The sequence below is a fragment of the Acinetobacter sp. UBA2581 genome, from assembly GCF_002339435.1.
In the GTDB taxonomy this organism is placed as follows: Bacteria; Pseudomonadota; Gammaproteobacteria; order Pseudomonadales; family Moraxellaceae; genus Acinetobacter; species Acinetobacter variabilis.
In genome coordinates, this window is sequence record NZ_DDLD01000024.1 from 25,778 (window position 1) to 43,446 (window position 17,669).

Annotated in this window: 18 protein-coding genes and 1 other RNA gene; 8 read left to right on the forward strand and 11 right to left on the reverse strand. The window is 40.4% G+C overall.

Going from position 1 to position 17,669, the window contains the following annotated elements:
* Positions 1-62 precede the first annotated feature (62 nt).
* Both B3Q46_RS03020 and nudC read left to right on the forward strand, forming a co-directional pair.
* Positions 63-1,706, forward strand: coding sequence for a chemotaxis protein (locus B3Q46_RS03020; protein ID WP_286713345.1), 1,644 nt, complete (start codon positions 63-65; stop codon positions 1,704-1,706).
* A complete protein-coding gene (gene nudC / locus B3Q46_RS03025; protein ID WP_034170473.1) occupies positions 1,706-2,485 on the forward strand; it encodes an NAD(+) diphosphatase in 780 nt (259 codons plus the stop codon). The genes B3Q46_RS03020 and nudC overlap by 1 nt, the downstream gene beginning before the upstream one ends.
* A 69-nt stretch (positions 2,486-2,554) precedes the next feature.
* Here nudC and B3Q46_RS03030 read toward each other — a convergent pair whose 3' ends face one another.
* The 4 genes from B3Q46_RS03030 to B3Q46_RS03045 all read right to left on the reverse strand — a co-directional run bounded on the left by B3Q46_RS03030 (position 2,555) and on the right by B3Q46_RS03045 (position 5,634).
* Positions 2,555-3,433 (reverse strand): alpha/beta hydrolase, encoded by an 879-nt coding sequence (locus B3Q46_RS03030; protein ID WP_034170474.1) that lies wholly within the window; start codon positions 3,431-3,433, stop codon positions 2,555-2,557.
* Positions 3,423-4,115, reverse strand: a complete 693-nt coding sequence (locus B3Q46_RS03035) for a BON domain-containing protein (protein WP_004782863.1) — start codon at positions 4,113-4,115, stop codon at positions 3,423-3,425. The genes B3Q46_RS03030 and B3Q46_RS03035 overlap by 11 nt, the downstream gene beginning before the upstream one ends.
* A 136-nt stretch (positions 4,116-4,251) precedes the next feature.
* Positions 4,252-4,665 carry a YraN family protein gene (locus B3Q46_RS03040; protein ID WP_034170475.1) on the reverse strand — a complete coding sequence of 138 codons (414 nt, stop codon included), beginning with the start codon at positions 4,663-4,665 and terminating at the stop codon, positions 4,252-4,254.
* A gap of 9 nt (positions 4,666-4,674) precedes the next feature.
* Positions 4,675-5,634, reverse strand: a complete 960-nt coding sequence (locus B3Q46_RS03045) for a penicillin-binding protein activator (RefSeq protein ID WP_286713348.1) — start codon at positions 5,632-5,634, stop codon at positions 4,675-4,677.
* Positions 5,635-5,644: 10 nt separating this feature from the next.
* Between B3Q46_RS03045 and rsmI the strand changes: the two genes are divergently transcribed.
* Positions 5,645-6,487 carry a 16S rRNA (cytidine(1402)-2'-O)-methyltransferase gene (gene rsmI, locus B3Q46_RS03050; protein WP_286713350.1) on the forward strand — a complete coding sequence of 281 codons (843 nt, stop codon included), beginning with the start codon at positions 5,645-5,647 and terminating at the stop codon, positions 6,485-6,487.
* Between the two features lie 67 nt (positions 6,488-6,554).
* On the opposite strand, the gene B3Q46_RS03055 is transcribed toward rsmI, so the two are convergent.
* The 4 genes from B3Q46_RS03055 to B3Q46_RS03070 all read right to left on the reverse strand — a co-directional run bounded on the left by B3Q46_RS03055 (position 6,555) and on the right by B3Q46_RS03070 (position 10,296).
* The gene (locus B3Q46_RS03055) at positions 6,555-6,806 is read right to left on the reverse strand and encodes a hypothetical protein (protein WP_004782870.1); all 252 of its coding nucleotides are present in this window, start codon (positions 6,804-6,806) and stop codon (positions 6,555-6,557) included.
* 174 nt (positions 6,807-6,980) lie between these two features.
* Complete coding sequence (locus B3Q46_RS03060; RefSeq protein WP_286713353.1) at positions 6,981-8,228, reverse strand: FAD-dependent monooxygenase; 1,248 nt, start codon at positions 8,226-8,228, stop codon at positions 6,981-6,983.
* Positions 8,225-9,433 (reverse strand): 2-octaprenyl-6-methoxyphenyl hydroxylase, encoded by a 1,209-nt coding sequence (ubiH, locus tag B3Q46_RS03065; RefSeq protein ID WP_214001445.1) that lies wholly within the window; start codon positions 9,431-9,433, stop codon positions 8,225-8,227. Before ubiH ends, B3Q46_RS03060 begins: the two co-directional genes overlap by 4 nt.
* Positions 9,434-9,855: 422 nt before the next feature.
* On the reverse strand, positions 9,856-10,296 hold the full coding sequence (locus B3Q46_RS03070; RefSeq protein WP_286713356.1) for a BLUF domain-containing protein: 441 nt from the start codon (positions 10,294-10,296) through the stop codon (positions 9,856-9,858).
* 1,205 nt (positions 10,297-11,501) lie between these two features.
* Here B3Q46_RS03070 and B3Q46_RS03075 point away from each other — a divergent pair.
* Positions 11,502-12,545: an acyltransferase family protein gene (locus B3Q46_RS03075; protein WP_286713358.1), complete on the forward strand. Its 1,044-nt coding sequence runs from the start codon at positions 11,502-11,504 to the stop codon at positions 12,543-12,545.
* A 190-nt stretch (positions 12,546-12,735) separates the two neighbouring features.
* On the opposite strand, the gene B3Q46_RS03080 is transcribed toward B3Q46_RS03075, so the two are convergent.
* The 3 genes from B3Q46_RS03080 to B3Q46_RS03090 all read right to left on the reverse strand — a co-directional run bounded on the left by B3Q46_RS03080 (position 12,736) and on the right by B3Q46_RS03090 (position 15,491).
* Entirely contained in the window at positions 12,736-12,975 is a 240-nt protein-coding gene (locus B3Q46_RS03080; RefSeq protein ID WP_034703714.1) for a DUF378 domain-containing protein, read from the reverse strand.
* A 397-nt stretch (positions 12,976-13,372) separates the two neighbouring features.
* Complete coding sequence (gene pepP / locus B3Q46_RS03085) at positions 13,373-14,707, reverse strand: Xaa-Pro aminopeptidase (protein ID WP_286713361.1); 1,335 nt, start codon at positions 14,705-14,707, stop codon at positions 13,373-13,375.
* 151 nt (positions 14,708-14,858) lie between these two features.
* Positions 14,859-15,491 (reverse strand): UPF0149 family protein, encoded by a 633-nt coding sequence (locus B3Q46_RS03090; protein WP_286713363.1) that lies wholly within the window; start codon positions 15,489-15,491, stop codon positions 14,859-14,861.
* Positions 15,492-15,556: 65 nt separating this feature from the next.
* Here B3Q46_RS03090 and B3Q46_RS03095 point away from each other — a divergent pair, with 65 nt between their 5' ends.
* From B3Q46_RS03095 to B3Q46_RS03110, 4 genes are all read left to right on the forward strand, one after another.
* Positions 15,557-16,114, forward strand: coding sequence for a hypothetical protein (locus B3Q46_RS03095; protein WP_286713365.1), 558 nt, complete (start codon positions 15,557-15,559; stop codon positions 16,112-16,114).
* A complete protein-coding gene (locus tag B3Q46_RS03100; RefSeq protein WP_005234746.1) occupies positions 16,111-16,398 on the forward strand; it encodes a cell division protein ZapA in 288 nt (95 codons plus the stop codon). The genes B3Q46_RS03095 and B3Q46_RS03100 overlap by 4 nt, the downstream gene beginning before the upstream one ends.
* A gap of 97 nt (positions 16,399-16,495) precedes the next feature.
* Positions 16,496-16,680, forward strand: a non-coding RNA gene (gene ssrS, locus B3Q46_RS03105) — 6S RNA.
* A 288-nt stretch (positions 16,681-16,968) separates the two neighbouring features.
* On the forward strand, positions 16,969-17,550 hold the full coding sequence (locus B3Q46_RS03110; protein WP_034581137.1) for a 5-formyltetrahydrofolate cyclo-ligase: 582 nt from the start codon (positions 16,969-16,971) through the stop codon (positions 17,548-17,550).
* Positions 17,551-17,669 lie beyond the last annotated feature (119 nt).

Here is a 17,669-nt window from a genome sequence, read left to right on the forward strand (position 1 = left end):
GAGGCCCCGTCCGATAAAGCGGGGCTCATATATAGAAAATACTCAAGGAAAGGTGCAGATCCATGTCTTACCAAACCTCTATACATTTTGATCCAACAGCTTTACTGATAATAAAAAATGAGGTTGATAACTCGATCAAGTTAGTCGAATCAGCAGTAAGCACCTTGGTAGAAGATCAAACTTTACCTTTTGGCATTGACGATGCATTAAATCAGTTCGAACAATGTGCACAGGTACTGGCACTGATTGATATGCCGAATCTGGCACAAATTGCTCAATATTCAGCAGAACTGATGCGCAAGATTATGGGGAATCCGGCGCAGGTCAACACTCAGGATGTGATCGCATTGAGTGAAGGCACCACCATGCTGAAACGCTATATCGAATTTATCTGCTTGCGTGAAGTGAAAATTCCGCAGTTCCTGCTCGATACCCTGAACCGTCTGGAACTTGCGCTTGGTAAACCATTGACGACCGAAGGTCAGCATATTGAACCTTTGCTTGATCTGATTACTCCAGACTTCCAGTTACCCCAAGTACCAGGTCTGGAAAAATCCAAATATGTGCAACGCCTGTATAAGCTGTCTCTTAACAAACTGCTAAAACAGGAAGAAAGCGAGATGGATCTGCAAGCGATCAAACTGGTCGGTACTTATCTGGCAGGTCTTTCAGCAAATCATCCAAGCAAGCAATACTGGCATCTGGTGCATGTTGCTTTTGATAATATTGATCACCTGCTCATCAATGAACCACGTTTACGTACTTTAATCAGTATTGAACGCAACATGGCACAGTACTTTAGTTCAGCCGACAGCTTCAAAGCCTCTCTGTCTGATCTGGCAAATGTATTGAGCTTATGTATCAGTCAGGAAGATGCAACTGCACAGCAAATCCGTAGCCAGCTGAATATTGGTGATGATCTACTGACAGATATGCAACTTCAAGTATTTAGCCGTCACCTATATGGTCCGGACTTTGAAACCATGCATACTATTAGCGAGCTGGTGACTGCGGAAATGACCCAGATCCGCAATGATATCGAATACAACTATCAGCACATGACACCTGAAAAAACGCAGGAACTCCAGACTCAGCTGAATAGCTTGGCCAATATCTTCAAGGTTCTGAACCTGAACGAAGCCTATCATGATTTAAACCGTCAGGCAGCTTCACTCAGCCAGGCAGATATTCTGAAAGATGAGTCTTTTGCCCAGCAGTTGATGAATGTGATTCTATCCGCGATGAACTCGATTGGTGTATTGGAACGTCACCATACTTCGAGCCGTCTGCAGCTACGTGTGAATAACATGAATATCTCGCTGGATCGTCTGGACGAAGCACATAACGCTTTGTTGAATGAAACCAAGGCACTGATTGAATTGTCTAGCCAGATTCTGACTGATTATCTGCAGGATCAGGACCTGGCCAAACTTGAACCTGTACCCATCCAGTTCTGCGAAATTGGCGGTGCCATGCTGTTCCTGAATGCTGAACATGTGAAAGCTGCATTCAATACAACTGCCCTGTTTATCAAAAACCGTATTGAACAGTCGGTTGCATTAACACCAGCAGAAATTCATCATGCGCTGGATGCATTGGCTAGTGCCGATATGATGATCGATAACTTAAAGAATAAACAGCCTGTATTACAGTCCATGTTTAAGGTAGCATTAGACAGTAGTGAAAAACTGAAAATCGTTGCCTAATGTCTAAAAAATTATCACTTGCTTATATTTTCCAGCAGCAACAGTTGCTGGTCGACCAACACTTTCAACTGCCTCGAGTTGAAGCTCTGGCAAGTGATTTGCTGCTGAATCCGGGTGATCAGGTGATTGCCCGTGATCTTCTTCCAGATGAGCCAACTCCTGAAGGCCTGCAACTGGTTCCGATCCGTCAATTATTACAGTTCTGGAATGTTCAGCAATTTGAACAGGCCAGCCGTGCTGTGCAACTACTGGAATGGCGCCGGAATCACAAGTTCTGTAGCCACTGTGGCACCCCGACTGAAGCCCATGCTGTTGAATATGCCATGGTTTGCCCAGCCTGCCATTATCGTCAGTATCCAAGGGTGCAACCTTGTGTGATTACTGTGATTACCCGTGGTGAAGATGAAATTTTGCTGGCTAAAAATGCACGTAATACCAAAAGCCAGATGTATGGCCTGATTGCCGGATTTGTCGAAGTTGGGGAAACGCTTGAAGAAGCGGTACGTCGCGAGACGCTGGAAGAAGTCGGCTTGAAAGTGAAAAATATCCAGTATCTGGCTAGTCAGCCCTGGCCCTTCCCGAGTAATCTGATGATTGCCTTCAAAGCAGAATATGCTGGCGGTGAGCTGCAATTGCAGGAAGAAGAAATTAGCGATGCGAAATTTTTCAAGTTTGATCAGTTGCCGGAAATTCCGTTTAAAGGCAGTATTGCCCATGCCATGATCATGCATGTGACTCAAGGTACACCGGTCGCAGATGATACCCGTGAATGGCTCTAAGGTTTTCAACTAAAAAAGCCCGGTTTTTATACCGGGCTTTTTTGTGGGAATTACCAAAATCACAGATCTTCACTTAAAAGCATCTTCTAGTGCCCACATCACACGCGGCTTGGTTTCAAAGAACCGGCTAAACAAACTGGACAATGAACCAATCATTGTAATATGGCCCAGTTTCGGAATCGTAATCAGCTCGCTATGATTGCCATGGTCTTTTAATACCCGATCCAGATCCTGACTGTTAAAATGGCCGACAATATTGTCCCGCTCTGCCATGAACAGATAATGTTTGGTGGAGGTATTTTCCACAAAATAATATGGCATCACCTGCTGATACGGAATCGACTGGTCAAAAGCATCCGCACAGATCGGATCATCTTTATAGTCAAAATGATACGGTCCTGCCAGACCAATAATGGCGCGGATTTGTTCCCGCTCAATCATGGCCTTTTGTGGATGGTATAGCGCTGACATGACATTAAATGCCCCAGCTGAATGTCCCATCAAGACCAGATTTTCCGTAGAAACATTTAACTGGCCTGCATGCTGCTGCAAATGATTCAGCAACAGATGCAGGTCATTAATATAGATCGGGAAAATGTGTTCAGGCGCTAGGTGATAGTTCATCACCACCACATCATAGCCTTCTTTGGCAAAGGCCTCGCCAATGAAATGGTAATCCTTTTTATCACCGTGCAGCCAGGCACCACCATGGACAAAGACAATCAGGGGGCGATGCGCTAAAGGCTGATGACTTAAAAACAGATCAAAACGTTGACGGGCATTTAAGCCATAGGCTAACTGGGTTTCAACACTATAACCCTGTTTTGGGGTTAAACGGTTCAGCGCATAACTGCCAAAATCATAGATCCGGAAATCTTTATAACGTTGCTGGACTTCAAGGATCTGATCTGACAGCTGCGTTTTAAATTGACCGACCTTATGGAACATCGGTTGGTTCAACTGTATCAGGATCAATGGCGACTGGAGTCTGTTCAACACCCGACTGTGCATAAGATGCAGGCGCTGCAAAATTCTGGTTAGTATTATAACCAGAGCGCTGATCCACGTTGTCGATGAGCGTGACAATTTTAGTGATATTCCCCACTTGTTGCAGCACCTGATTCAGGTCATCGATTTCTGCACTATTCAGACGTCCCATCACATACAGCACACCATCTTCAGTATGCACATGCACTTTACTGTCAGATACCACCGGTGCTTTCATAATCAGGCCACGGGTATTCGCCGTCACGGCGGTATCCTGCATGATCGTAGTGTAGCTGCTCTGGTTACCCACAGTGATAAAGTTATGCACCGCTTTGACGTCACTCATGGATTTGACATTATCTTCTGCCAATTGCTTGAGATGCGCATCCGGCACCTGTCCGGTCAACAGGACATTGCCATGGAAGCTTTCAATATTGACCCTTGACTGTTTAAAACGTGAATCTAGTTTATAAAGATTAATTTTTGCAGTACGTACAATAGAAGAATCGATAAATACCTGTCCTAGCGTCCGAGCTCCATTTTCGGTACCTACAGGAGCCGTACCAGTACCGCTAGAAATAAAGCTGGCACAACCCGATAAACTTGCGACACACAGCATTGTTATTGCAATACGCTTAACCACTCAGCAAGACTCCTTAATTTTAATCAGTCTTATTTCAATATAATAATCTGTTTTTTCAAGGCCAGATGTTCTTCATCATACTTGAACTTTCCCATGATGCTGCAAATTTTATCTACCGCATCAGATCTTATTTTATTCAAAGATTAATAAACTCTTGATCAAAAGTAAAAGCATTTTCAAACCAGTGCAGATCATAAGGGTATTGAGAAAAATCATGCTGTATGGTTTTTGCAAAATACCGATTAAAATCAAAACAAATCACATCAAAACGATAGTAATAATGTGCAAACTGTGGATTCTTTTGAATAAAACATACAGCCGTTTGTAGGACTTTTCGTTGCTTGGCAGAGGAAACCGATTCAAAAGCCAATGCATAAGCTGTTTTAGCCCGTGCTTTTACCTCGACAAAGACCAGTTCCTGCTCACGCTGCATGACCAGATCAAGTTCACCATAGCGACTATGCCAGTTTCTGGCAATGAGCTGAAAGTCTTGTTGCTGCATTAGTTGGGCAGCTTGTTGTTCTGCCCATGCACCTAATTGTTTCTGCATCGTTGACCCTTATAGTGCCTTGAGACCTTTGGCACTCTGCTGAAAACAGGACGGCGTACGTTGTATGCCCTGATCCGATACCCGAATCATTCCAGTACGACCCTGGAATTCAATATTGCGTATTTTTTTATTGTTTAAATAATACTGGGTGATTTGCCAGGCATCCCCACCAAAAGCAATCAAACGCTGATAGGACATATTCACCGGTGCCTGTTGATAAGCCTGCATCACATCAGGCCAGTTAGCAAAATAAAGTACCGGCACATCGCAGAACTTGATGCCTCGTGGCGGAGCATGCTGTTCATTAATTGCATTCGCGACTGTGTAAATCCGTTTATGTCCTAAACCCTGTAAGGATGCCAGCCAGTCCGCATTGCCGAGCAATAGGATCCCCTGCTTGCTCTTCAGAAAAAATGGCGGCTTCTGGATCATTTCCAGTTGCAGCTCACTCTGGCTAAGTAGTGACATTAGCAAGAGTTCATGTTCTGACTCACTGCCCGGTTGACGCAGCACAAACAGTTGCTGAATCCCATCTAGCGCAATCTGCTTCTGTAATGCAGCTGCATCTTCTTTTTTCGACAGGCTAAATTGCCAGATATTTGGGGCCGTAAGATTACTTTCATTCAAACTCAGTGTACGAATCTTGGGTTTAGACTGCACCAGTTGCTCTACATCCTGACGTGCCAAAGGACCAATCACCATTTGTGTCTTTTTACTGACATGCTGTTTGAGTAGCTGAGAGATTTTTTTCTGGTCTGAATTGGCCCATTTCAATGGTACTTTCTGTCCGGACGCCGTATATGCACTGAGAAATCCTTGCTTGATACTCGAAGCAGCTCGCGCCAAGGGGCCGGTTTCAGGTAGAATAATCAGCACTTCCGCTTGTACGCTGCTGACGCAGACCAGTAACCCCAAGCCCAAAATTTTATTTTGAATCTTCCATTTTTTATTATTCGATTTATTCCACATGGAGAAACCTATGAGTGCTCAGTTATTTGTTGTTGCGACTCCAATCGGGCACTTAGATGATATTAGTTATCGTGCAATTAATGTATTGAAATCGGTGAGTCTTATTGCAGCTGAGGATACACGAACTTCTGCACAATTACTTAAACACTTTAATATTCAAACACCTTTGACAGCCTGTCATGAACATAATGAAAGCAACAAGATTGATCAGCTGATTCAACGCCTGCTCAATGGTGAAGATATGGCATTAATCAGTGATGCAGGTACACCACTGATTAGCGATCCAGGATTCAAGTTTGTCCGTGCTGCGCAAGAACATAATATTCGTGTGGTTCCTGTGCCGGGTGCATGTGCTGCAATTGCCGCATTAAGCGCAGTAGGTTTACCGAGTGACCGTTTCAGCTTTGAAGGTTTTTTACCGTCTAAACAAAGTCAGCGACTCTTGACTCTGGAAAAACTGAAAGATGAAACCCAGACCTTAATTTTCTATGAAGCACCACACCGCATTCTGGAATGTGTTAAAGATCTGGCAGCGGTATTCGGTGCAGAGCGTCCTGTCGGTTTTGCCCGTGAAATTACCAAGACCTTTGAAACCATCAAGAAAATGACACTGGGTGAACTGGTTGAATTTGTTGCCAATGACCATAACCAGCAAAAAGGTGAAATCGTACTGTTGATTGGCGGTTCTATCGAAGAGAAAGATCTGGATCAGGAAAAACTGGATAAATTGTTACTGCGTTTATTACAAGACCTGTCTGTCAAAGCAGCTTCACAACTGGCTGCAGATTTGACTGGGATCAAGAAAAAAATTGCCTATCAACGTGCTTTGGAACTAACCTCTGCTAACGATTAATTTTTCTTTACTCATAAAAACACCACAATCAATGTGGTGTTTTTTTATTTGCTAATATCAAGTGCAATTATTCTCTTGCAACGGATTCATCAGCTGGAACTTCAGTAATACGGCCACCACTTGCCAGAAAAGCTGCAATTTCATCCTCAAGTGCCTGACGTTTTTTCTGCTTAGCAGTTACAGTCAAAGTTTCAGCTTCTAATACGTCTGTATCATTCACAACTTCTTCGCTACTTGCAGCACCTTTTTCTGCTGCTTTTGCTTCATCGTCGTCGATTACAGGATCTTCTACATCATCATAATCATTTACGTCTGTCATTTTGCTCTCCCCACAAACGGCTTCGCTTTTATCTATTGAACCAAGCTTTAAATTAACTGAAATTTAGCAATCTCTTTGGTCTTCGCCTAGCCCTAATTTTCAAAAAATCGTATCTTTTTTAAACAAAATAGTTACTCTTTATAGATGTTTGTTTAAAAAATTTACATTCGGCCACTAGGCTGAATAACGTGTATCTTTGAGTAAACTTAAACCATTCGCCTGAGCCATAAATGCATCTTTCAGGACTGCCTGTTGCTCTACCTGTTTCAGCCCGAAATTACGTGCCCATACCACTGGGAAAAACTCAGTAGTTTCCATCCAGCCAATCGCTGACATGCTATGCATCATCGCATCATTCTGGCCTTTACGACGATGCTCATAACGTTTTAAGGTCTGCACATGGGCCCACACTCCACGCACTTTGTCATGTAGCAACACCTCACAAAGTATAGCAGCATCCAGACAGCCGATATTAACCCCTTGTCCAGCAAGCGGATGAATCACATGCGCAGCGTCACCAATTAATGCTAAGCCATCTTGTACATACTGCTGTGCAGCACGAGCTTTGAGTGGGAATTTAGCTCGCGGTGTCGCTTCCAGCACTTCGCCCAGCATATGATAGCTTTCACGCGTCAATAGTTGAGTGAAGTCAGCATCTGATAATGCTGCATATTCATCGGCATAATCATCAGGTAATGTCCAGACTATGGATTGCCAGTGGCCTTGCTCTTCTTCTTTAAGACCTGCCATTGGCAGATAAGCCAAAGGACCGGTTTCCAGAAAAATCTGACGAGCCACATGCTGATGCGGCTGGGCTGTTCTAATTGCACAGCTGATTCCAGCCTGTTTATAGTCCAGTACATCGATATCGATAAAGGCTTGTTCACGTACAAAGGAGTTCGCGCCATCTGCGCCAATGACCAACTTGGTTTTGAGCTGGGTGCCGTCTGCCAGATGAATGATCCAGACATTTACACCACGTTCCACCCGGCTAACTTTGACCTGTGTGCGGTAATCTTGCACCTCTTCAAGCATCTTTTGCTGTATGGCCAGATTCAGGATACTCGGTTCTACCATCGAGCCTAGCGCCTGCTCTACAGAAGGTGTCCTTTCTGAAGAATGACCAAAGTTAATTTCACCGTAGCCATTTTTATTCCAGACCTGCATTCCAGTATATGGCTGCTGGCGTGCAAGTTTGTCCCACACACCCACGGTTTTTAATAAATGAATGGTCGCCTGACTTAAAGCCAAAACCCGCGGATTGGCTACGCTTAAAGTTTTGTCTGCATCCAGAATAGGCGCAGCATCCAGCACAGGAGCTTGCACACCACCTTGAGCAAGTAATAAAGCGGTCAGGCCACCTACTAGCCCACCACCAACAATGACAACATCTAATACATCAGAACTCGGATTCAGACTCATGCTTTTAACCCCATGGCATAGTTAGCGACCAGTGGCTTGATGCCAGGAATAGTATCAAAAGCAATCAGTCCGGTATTACGGATCAGTTTCAAGAATGGATTCTGATTACTAAAACCACGTACGACTGAATCACAGAACTTGATCACTCTTTGCTGATCATTCAAGCGGGATTTCTCATAGTCCTGTAATACCGCTGCATCACCTAAGTCTGCGCCTTGTGACTGCTGCTCTTTCAGGTAGCGCACCAATACATGCGCATCTCGCATACACAGGTTAAAACCCTGACCCGCTACTGGATGAATCGTATGTGCAGCATTACCCATCAAGACCACGCGGCCCACAGCCTGTTTTTCTGCTAATACTTGGGACAATGGAAAACTGAAGCGCTTGCCTGTTTTCTGGAATTTACCGGCACGATCGCCATAGGTTTCTTGTAAGGCGTTCAGGAAATGCTGGTCATTTTCCTCACCCAGCCATTCTCCTTCCGTTCCTTTCTTCACAGGCCAGACGACAGAACGACGATATTCACCTGGAAGTGGTAATAAGGCTAATGGTCCTAGGTGGCTAAAGCGTTCAAAGCCAACATGATTATGCGGTTTAGAAGTTTGAACGGTAGTGACAATGGCGACCTGATCATAGTCATGCTCTGAAGCCCCAATGCCAAGCGCTTTACGACAGAAAGAATCACGCCCATCAGCAGCAATCACCACTTTGGATTGAAGTCTCAATAAAGCATCACCACGTTGTGCTTCAAGATAAGCAAACTCAGCATCTTGAGTCAGAGAGCTGACCTGAACCCCATCAATCAGTTCAATGAGTGGTTCTTTTTTGACTTGAGTTAATAGCACACGACCTAGCCAGGCATTTTCAATCACTTGGCCAAAGCTTTCGACTTTTTCCTGTTCTGCAATTAAGCGCGCCTTACCAAAACTGCCCTGCTCAGTGATATTCACTTCAAGAATCGGCGTTGCATGTTCCTGCAAGGCATCCCAAAGCTCAAGTTCCTGATAAATCTGTACACTACGACGTGACAAGGCACTATTACGTGCATCAAAGCTGGAATGATAGGGTGCAAGGTTTACATCATCATAATCTGGATATTTGATCGCTTCCAAAAGTTTGACTGCAATATTGGTTTTGGCCAACATCAGCGCGAGACTCAAGCCGACCATACCACCACCGACAATGATGACTTCTTGTTGCATGCTGTAATCCTTTTAATATCGTATCTATATACATAGATACTTATAATCATGATGAATTTTATATTAGCCTAAAAAATTTCTTTTTTATAATAAATTAGGTAGCGGTTTCGAAGCGAAGTCTGCTTGTGGTTAATTTATAGCTAACCTCAACGGCCTACTTAAATTTTTCAAAATACAGAAGTGTCGTCTGCCTGATGAAAAGCAGAAGAATTTTGCACTGATTGTTAGGTTTAAAAGCTTGGCTTGGTATGAAATGATAAGGATGAGATCTGGATATATTTTTTTGAATTAACAATATTTATGTTTTTGAATTTATAAAGTATTTTTTATTTAACTTATTTAAAGTAAATACTCATTTTAAAAAATTTTTAAAAAATCATACGATGCAGGGCTAAAGCTTATATCGCATGATGATGTAAGGATTAACTTGCTTTCAATGTATAGGCATGGTCATTCAAACTTGCCAATATCTGAATAAATTGAGGAATGGTCTCGGCATTCAAGGTATAAGGATTGAATTCATCCAGATTATGTTCGGCAAAGAATCCAAAAATATCCTGATGGATATTGGCATATTTCATATGCCAGTCTGAGAAGAGTCGATCATTTACATCTTCAAAATACAGTACTTCACAATTTTTATGTCGAGGATCTTTCAAGATTTTTTTATAGAACAGATCTTCAATCTTGTTCCTATCTCCTTCCAGACATTGAACAAAGTAACCATTCCCATAATACAGAGCCCCAAAAATCGCATTACGTGAATTGAAATTCAACGCTTCTGTAAGAATATTGAATAGATCATTCATTGGATCTTCGCAATCATACAACTTACTAACATATAAAAGTCTTGCGTTGCTCATTGTCTACCTCAATATTTTAGATTATGTACATTACTCAATATTTTTCCGTTTAATATATATAACTGATTTTATAAAAATTTTCTATGATTATATACAAAATAATTTATCGAATAGTAAAATAACTTGAAAAATAAAATGAATTTTTATATAAATTCAGTCACTTGCTTTTAATATGCATTTTCCAAATATTTCTACATTAAAAAGCTTCAAAATTTTGCTATTTGAGATCTACCATCAAGTATCAGTTTTTTTACTTTCTAAATGCTCATGTAATTTGAGCACCAGATATCTTTGCCAGAACAGCAGCAAGCCAGCAAAAATGTAAATCAGCGATTTGTTCTCGATCAGTAGTGCAACCGCTACAAATACAATAGCAAAGATGAAGGAAAAGATTAAATGAGTCTTGCTACTCTACTTAGAAACGACAGTCTAAGTCGAGCTCAAGCAACTTATTAAGCATGGACATTCTTCTTCCTCTTTTCTCAAAATATTTTTAAAGGTTAACTGTTTTAAATTTCTAAACGATACAAAAAACATGCCTATTTAATAATCAATCCTGTAGTTTTTGACTTACAGTCATTCAAGTCCTTTACTACTATTTTAGTTAAATGAATTTTCATATGATGATTTCATCAGGAACAGGAAGTCCCACATAAGAATAACAATAGATAGGCACAAGGACGGTAAGGTACGACAGGAGTTATACCAAGCTAACCAATATGAAAAACCCCGGCAGGATGCCGGGGTTTTTTATTATCTAATGATTAAAAATTTGAAGATAATACTGAGGTTTCTAAACAGAAATCTTAGCAATTACTGCTAAATATATTTTTCATGTATGTATAGAAAATTCCCAAATTTTGGTGTGAAGTTGATAATGTATACGTGATCTTTGAATTAATTCATCAATGGTTTCTGGAATTTCTTTTATTAAGCTGAGTACTTTTACTTTTTATTAAACTTTTGAAACATATTTTAAAGGGGCTAATAAATAATAATAATTAATAAAAAATTCAATTTTCATTTATTTAAAATACTCTAGCAAACAATCGAATTCTCGTAAAATAGGCTACTTTTATATAAAAATAACCGTAATAATTTTAGATTAAATAATCAGTAATATTCACGGTCTTTCACTAGGTATATTTGTGAGACAAACATTGAGTATGATAGTTTAAATTAAATACTTTAATAAAATAATAACTATGCTTTATTCAGTGCAATTTCTTAGGGGGATTGCTGCCTTAATGGTAGTTATACGCCATACCTCCTTTAAAGGACAACAATACAATGTAGATGCGCTCCCGTGGTATCACATAGGCGGTTCTGGCGTTGATTTATTTTTCATCATCTCTGGCTTCATTATGTGTTATACAACATATAATAAAAAAGTTAATTTTTTAAATTTCATGAGAAACCGATTCATCCGAATCATTCCTCTTTATTGGGTTCTCAGTTTTTTTGCTTTAATCGTATTTCTGATTTCTCCAAATCTTATAAATTCATCTGGTGGTGAAACAGGAATTTTCGAATCCTTCTTCTTAATTCCGAATGGCAGTAAATTTTTAATCAATAATGGATGGACCTTAAGCTATGAATTTTATTATTATTTTATTTTTTCATTTTTCCTAATTTTTTTATTAAAAGACTTATATAAATATCTTTTTATCATTCTATATTTTTCAGTTGTTGTGGCTATAGGTTTAATACTCCAACCAAAATCTGAATTTCTGATGTTTTTAACCCATAATCTTTTGCTTGAATTCGCTTTAGGCGTTCTGGCATTTATCATTATAAAAAATACTAGTCTTTCCCGATTAATGTCTATATTTATGATTCTTATCGGAGCTTCCCTATTAGCCTATCAAAACTTTTATAAATTACCTGATTTCATCACCTTAAGGTCATTAAAAATTGGGATCCCAATGTTTTTCATTTTTGTTGGATGCGTAGCTTTAGAAGACTTAATCACAGAAACTAAATCACTAATTTTAAGATTTTTTAATCATCTTGGAGATTCATCTTACTCTTTATATTTGATTCATCCTTTTACTTTAAGCCCAGTTGCTATGGTTTTAAACAAACTCAATATATTAAACCCTTACCTATTTAGTTCTATACTTATTACCTCTTCGATCTTGGCAGGCTCTATTACGTATCTAGTTTTAGAAAAAAGGTTAATTAAATTAGGCAAAGAACCATTTAATTTCTTTAAGTATTTTTATCCGGTTGATAGAAAAAACTTATAGAGATTTTTTGATCACTTTATACGGTTTTTATCGATTTAAAATTTTATATAGGTTGACCAATTTAAAGACGAAAAACGGAGCCTAAGCTCCGTTTCTGTTAAATTTCCTTTATATCTTTTAGATTAACTAATCTGTTATAGAAATCAGTTAATTAAAAAAATATCAATGATTTCAATTAACTTTCAGTCAGTTAACGTACTACTCGAGCCTGAGACTCATGATGTACATCGCGTCGACCCAATTTTGTACCCGTATAAATCAGATACAAGGCAGACAAACCAACCAATACATAAATAATTCGAGATAGTGCGCTCATTTCACCAAAGATGGCAGCGACTAAATCAAAGTTAAACGCACCAACCAGACCCCAGTTGATGCCACCAATAATCGCTAAAGCATAAGCAATCCAGTCAAGCGTATTTAGTCTCATCATTTTTCTCCTGCTCTTCTTTGAGTTTATTTAAGGAACAGGTCAAGTATGAGAACGAAATCGGAATTAATATGTTGCTTTGATGCTAAAAACTCAATTGCTGTGTTGAATTCCTGTCATCTTATAATTCTCAATTTTAACAAAATTAATTTTATTTGAATAAGTCGCGATTAACGTAAGTAAATGTCTTGCTTGTTTCTCGATAGTATCTTTGTTCTATCTAGCTATTGGATAACTTATTTCTAAGAAAATAATTTACATTTTCTTAAAATTTTATAAATACTCATTTTAATATCAATAGATTAGAAAAATTAATGTCTTCAATAAGTCAATTTTTAGCTTTTTCCTATAAAGATAAAAAAGCCGATGCGATCATCGGCTTTTTTATATCTTTTATTTAAGCAGCACGTGCTTGAGCCATTAAGGCTTCAATATCTTCCACAGTTTTCACTACTTTTGCAGTTAGCACTAGTGGGCCATTTTTGGTAGCAACCACATCATCTTCAATCCGGATTCCGATGCCACGCCATTTCGCATCCACAGTTTCATCATCTGGCGCAATATAAAGACCTGGCTCAACTGTCACGACCATACCTTCTTCATATGCACGCCATTCACCGTTGGCTTTATATGTACCTACATCATGTACATCCATACCGAGCCAATGCCCAGTACCGTGCATATAGAACTGGCGGAAACTTTCAGTCTGGATAATTTCTTCAAGTTCCCCCTGCATAATCCCCAGATCAAGTAAACCTTGAACCAGAATGCGAACCGCCACATTATGCGGCTCTTTATAAGAATTCCCGATTTGAACAGCATTGATCGCAGCAATCTGTGCATCCAGTACGACATTATATAAAGCTTTTTGTTCCGGGCTGAATTTACCATTTACCGGGAACGTACGGGTAATGTCTGATGCATAAAACTGATATTCACAGGCAGCATCGATCAGAACCAGATCACCATCCTTCAGCTCTTTATCATTTTCCACATAATGCAGAATACAGGCATTTTCACCGCCACCGACAATACTGTTATAGGATGGTACACAGCCATTTTTACCAAAGATATAATTCAATTCAGCTTCTAAAGCATATTCCATCATGCCTGGACGAACTTTCTGCATAGCCAGTGTATGGGCTTCTGCAGAAATATCCGATGCAAGCTGCATCAGTTCAATTTCATTTTCATCTTTATGCAGACGCATTTCATCAACGATACGATCCAGCTGCATGATCTGTGCCGGTGCAGAATTACCACGGCGGCTTTCACCACTGGCTGTTGCAATCCATTTAGCTACACGTGCATCAAATTCGGCATTGTGCCCAATCCGGTAGAAAAGCTTGTCTTTGTTCTGAAGCTTGGTGAGGATTTCCTCATCCAGTAGATCAATCGCATAAGCTTCGTCCGCTTCATAATCATCAACGGCGCCATCCACTCCGGCACGATAGCCATTCCAGATTTCCATTTCACGATCACGTTCACGGCAGAACAGACTATAGGTATAGCCTTCTTCTTCAGTATCAAAAGTTTCAATGACTGCAACTGCTTCAGGCTCAGCAAATCCGGTCAGGTAAAAGAAACTGCTGTCCGCGCGGTATTTATAATCTGCATCACGATTACGCAGGGCAACCGGACTGGTGGCAATAATCGCGATACTACGTAATCCCATTTCCCCTGCGAGGATGTCACGACGTTCCTGAAAATCGGCTTGAGTCAGTTTCTTCATTACACCTTACTTCTTATCAATTACTACTGTTATTTAAAATTTGGTTCTGAAAACGGGTCAGATCAATTTACTATCATCTTCATGAGAAGACTCAGCAAAAAATATGCCGGTTTCAGAACCGTTTTTAATTTGTGTCTAGAACCGCTTGAACTTAACTCGGACGTTTCGGCGAGAAAATTTCAACTACAGATTGCGCTTCAGTTGCAGAAGCTGGAGCTGGTGCTTTTTGCGTGAATTTCTGCAATAAAGGTGTTTCTTCAACCTCTACTTTCTTGCGGCCAACGGACAGGCTTACCGGAATCAGACGAACAAACTCATACAGCTCCTGATAGCTTTCTTCACCTTCGGCATCGTTATCAGAATCTTCAAACTCAACTGCTGCAACATCTTGTAAATGTTCAATCAGTTCCATTTCATCATTACGGATATGACCTGAAGCCAGACCAAAACCAAGCACTACGCCTGCACACCAGTCAGCCAGAGCCTGAACGCGTTCTGCCAAGCTATGCTCATCATCTGGTAGTAATGGCAGATAATCCAGCTCATCTTCAGACAGCGCATGAAAGATGTCTTCTGCCTCACCTGTTAACAATTCTAATGCTTCAGGATTCAGTTCAGGGACATCTAGCGTTTCTAAAATCTGTACCCATTCATCACTTGTAGGTGCCTGAGTGACACAGACAATTCCAGTAAGCAAACCATGCAGTTCGCTTGGGCTAGAAATTTCTTCAATTGAAGAAAAATTGCGGTACCATTCTGACCAACCTGAAATATCGTCTTGCATTCGTTTATCCAATCTCTATACTGCTTTATATATTACCTTTGTTTGCAACACTGTGCGACCTCGATATGTTAGAAGAATTACAGCGTCTACAAGTGCATATTGGCGTTTTAAAAACGCGACTTGCACAACTTGAAAGTGAGAATACCAGTTTACGGGAGAAGCAAGAGGCTTCAAGCGTGCAACATGAAACTCAAATTGAACAAAAAAATAGCTTTATTGCGCAAAAACAACAAGAAATCCAGAACCTCGATCAGCAACTGACAGAATCACGTAATCAGTTTCAGCATTTAAACCAGGATGCTACAGCACTGGCAGATCGTTATAGCCGTCTGGAAAAAAGTTGTACTGATCTAAAGAACCGTTTTCAGGAAATTCTGGCTGAACGCAATGAATTGCGTGTGCTGAAAGAAAAGTTATTGCTGGAACAGCGTCATGCTCAACAAGAAATTCAGCGCCTGAATCAGGAATCTGAACGTCTTACCCAGAAAAATGAAAATGCCAAAGCTAAAGTTGAAGCCATTATTCAACGTCTGGCGATTTTGGGAACAGCCCAAGATCAAAATGCACAGGAAATTCAGCAATTGGCCCATCCTACTGAAGTGACTGAGGAAGCCTCATCATGAGTGAACAAATCGCAATCGACTTAAAGGTATTGGGTCATAGTTTCCGTCTGGCCTCCACTGCGGATCAGCAGGATGAACTACAACGTGCCGCGCAATTACTCAATGAAAAATACGATGAATTTCGCCGTAAAGCCCCTCGTATGGAACCAAGTAAACTGATCATTATGGTGGCACTGGAACTGATGCAGGAAGTATTGACGATGAATAAATCCCTGCAACAATATGCGCACTGCGAACGTTTGTTACAAACTATTTTAGAAGAAGTTGAAGAACTAACTGAATAATCGAGTTTTTTGTTTAAACTTCGGTCGTTCGACTAAACTGTTTACAGTTCACGAACAGCATAGAGTTGCCACATCGGCATTATCGTTTATACTTAGTCTAACTCTGAGATGTTCGCCAGCGGGTCAGATTCCCCTGAGCCGATATTTAAATCTTAGGATTGAGTTCTGCATATTTAGAGTGTATGCCCATCCGGTATGGGAAACCCAGCAAGTATGCGTCTCGTCCACCTTGAACTTTAGGGTTCAAGGGTAATGACATGCAGCGGCATCCTCGGAGTGCTTCTATTTTTCTCAAAATATTTCCTTATTTATCTTCTTTTATAAATCTCAAATTTATTACATTTTCCTGGTTTAGCGTCCTGTATCCGTATCTTTTTTCGTCTTTTAAAAAATTGACTAGATCTAAACATAGATCGATTAATTCATCATAAATGTTTCATTATTTTTAAAATTCAATCAAAAATTCATACAGATGCCTATAATACTCGCTATGTTGCTACCCTCTATTTAAGTTATGGCATTTTATTAATCTAATGCCCTAAAATCTTGAAGACTATATTTATGACGACGATGAATCTTTCCGAACTTCGCAAACAGCTACGTAAACAACGCCGTCAACTCTCTCGATTTATCCAGAAACAGACTCAACAACGTATCCTGAATATGATTCGGACTTTGCCAGAATTTCATGCGAGCAAGTTTGTGGGGGTTTATCTGGATGCTTTTGGTGAGGTTCGGACTCAGGCGCTGATTGAATACTGCTTTAAGCATCATAAACGGGTTTATCTCCCGAATATTTGCAATATGAACCAGCAGCTCACATGGGTAGAAATCAGCCAGAATCAATATCGTTCTCAGCGTTTTGCTCATCATCGGTTGGGAATGCGTGAACCCATGGCTACACGGGGGCTGCATGTCTCAAAACTGGATCTTTTAGTTATGCCACTATTAGTCTGTGATCAATATGGTACCCGGATTGGTATGGGTGGTGGCTATTATGATCGTACGCTGGCAACAGCAGCGCGTCGCCCTTTTCGTCTTGGACTGGCGCATGACTTTCAGCGTGTGTCACAACCTTTAGTCCGAGAAGTATGGGATCAGCCTTTAGACGCCCTGCTTACGCCTACACTTTTACAACGTTTTAAGCGTTAAATGATGTATTTCCAAATACATAAGTACTTTAAAATCAAATAATTATTCATTTTTTATACAATTTATTCGCTATAGCCCTTGTAATTTTTAAATTACCCATCACTATTAAAAACATGGCA

Excerpts from the sequence above, each read along its gene's own strand:
- rsmI (WP_286713350.1), top strand. The coding sequence starts at position 5,645 with ATGAGTGCTCAGTTATTTGTTGTTGCGACTCCAATCGGGCACTTAGAT.
- B3Q46_RS03100 (WP_005234746.1), top strand. The coding sequence starts at position 16,111 with ATGAGTGAACAAATCGCAATCGACTTAAAGGTATTGGGTCATAGTTTC.
- B3Q46_RS03095 (WP_286713365.1), top strand. The coding sequence starts at position 15,557 with ATGTTAGAAGAATTACAGCGTCTACAAGTGCATATTGGCGTTTTAAAA.
- B3Q46_RS03060 (WP_286713353.1), bottom strand. The coding sequence starts at position 8,228 with ATGAGTCTGAATCCGAGTTCTGATGTATTAGATGTTGTCATTGTTGGT.
- nudC (WP_034170473.1), top strand. The coding sequence starts at position 1,706 with ATGTCTAAAAAATTATCACTTGCTTATATTTTCCAGCAGCAACAGTTG.
- B3Q46_RS03110 (WP_034581137.1), top strand. The coding sequence starts at position 16,969 with ATGAATCTTTCCGAACTTCGCAAACAGCTACGTAAACAACGCCGTCAA.
- B3Q46_RS03030 (WP_034170474.1), bottom strand. The coding sequence starts at position 3,433 with ATGTTCCATAAGGTCGGTCAATTTAAAACGCAGCTGTCAGATCAGATC.
- B3Q46_RS03075 (WP_286713358.1), top strand. The coding sequence starts at position 11,502 with ATGCTTTATTCAGTGCAATTTCTTAGGGGGATTGCTGCCTTAATGGTA.
- B3Q46_RS03055 (WP_004782870.1), bottom strand. The coding sequence starts at position 6,806 with ATGACAGACGTAAATGATTATGATGATGTAGAAGATCCTGTAATCGAC.
- B3Q46_RS03020 (WP_286713345.1), top strand. The coding sequence starts at position 63 with ATGTCTTACCAAACCTCTATACATTTTGATCCAACAGCTTTACTGATA.
- B3Q46_RS03045 (WP_286713348.1), bottom strand. The coding sequence starts at position 5,634 with ATGTGGAATAAATCGAATAATAAAAAATGGAAGATTCAAAATAAAATT.
- B3Q46_RS03040 (WP_034170475.1), bottom strand. The coding sequence starts at position 4,665 with ATGCAGAAACAATTAGGTGCATGGGCAGAACAACAAGCTGCCCAACTA.
- B3Q46_RS03080 (WP_034703714.1), bottom strand. The coding sequence starts at position 12,975 with ATGAGACTAAATACGCTTGACTGGATTGCTTATGCTTTAGCGATTATT.
- B3Q46_RS03090 (WP_286713363.1), bottom strand. The coding sequence starts at position 15,491 with ATGCAAGACGATATTTCAGGTTGGTCAGAATGGTACCGCAATTTTTCT.
- pepP (WP_286713361.1), bottom strand. The coding sequence starts at position 14,707 with ATGAAGAAACTGACTCAAGCCGATTTTCAGGAACGTCGTGACATCCTC.
- B3Q46_RS03070 (WP_286713356.1), bottom strand. The coding sequence starts at position 10,296 with ATGAGCAACGCAAGACTTTTATATGTTAGTAAGTTGTATGATTGCGAA.
- ubiH (WP_214001445.1), bottom strand. The coding sequence starts at position 9,433 with ATGCAACAAGAAGTCATCATTGTCGGTGGTGGTATGGTCGGCTTGAGT.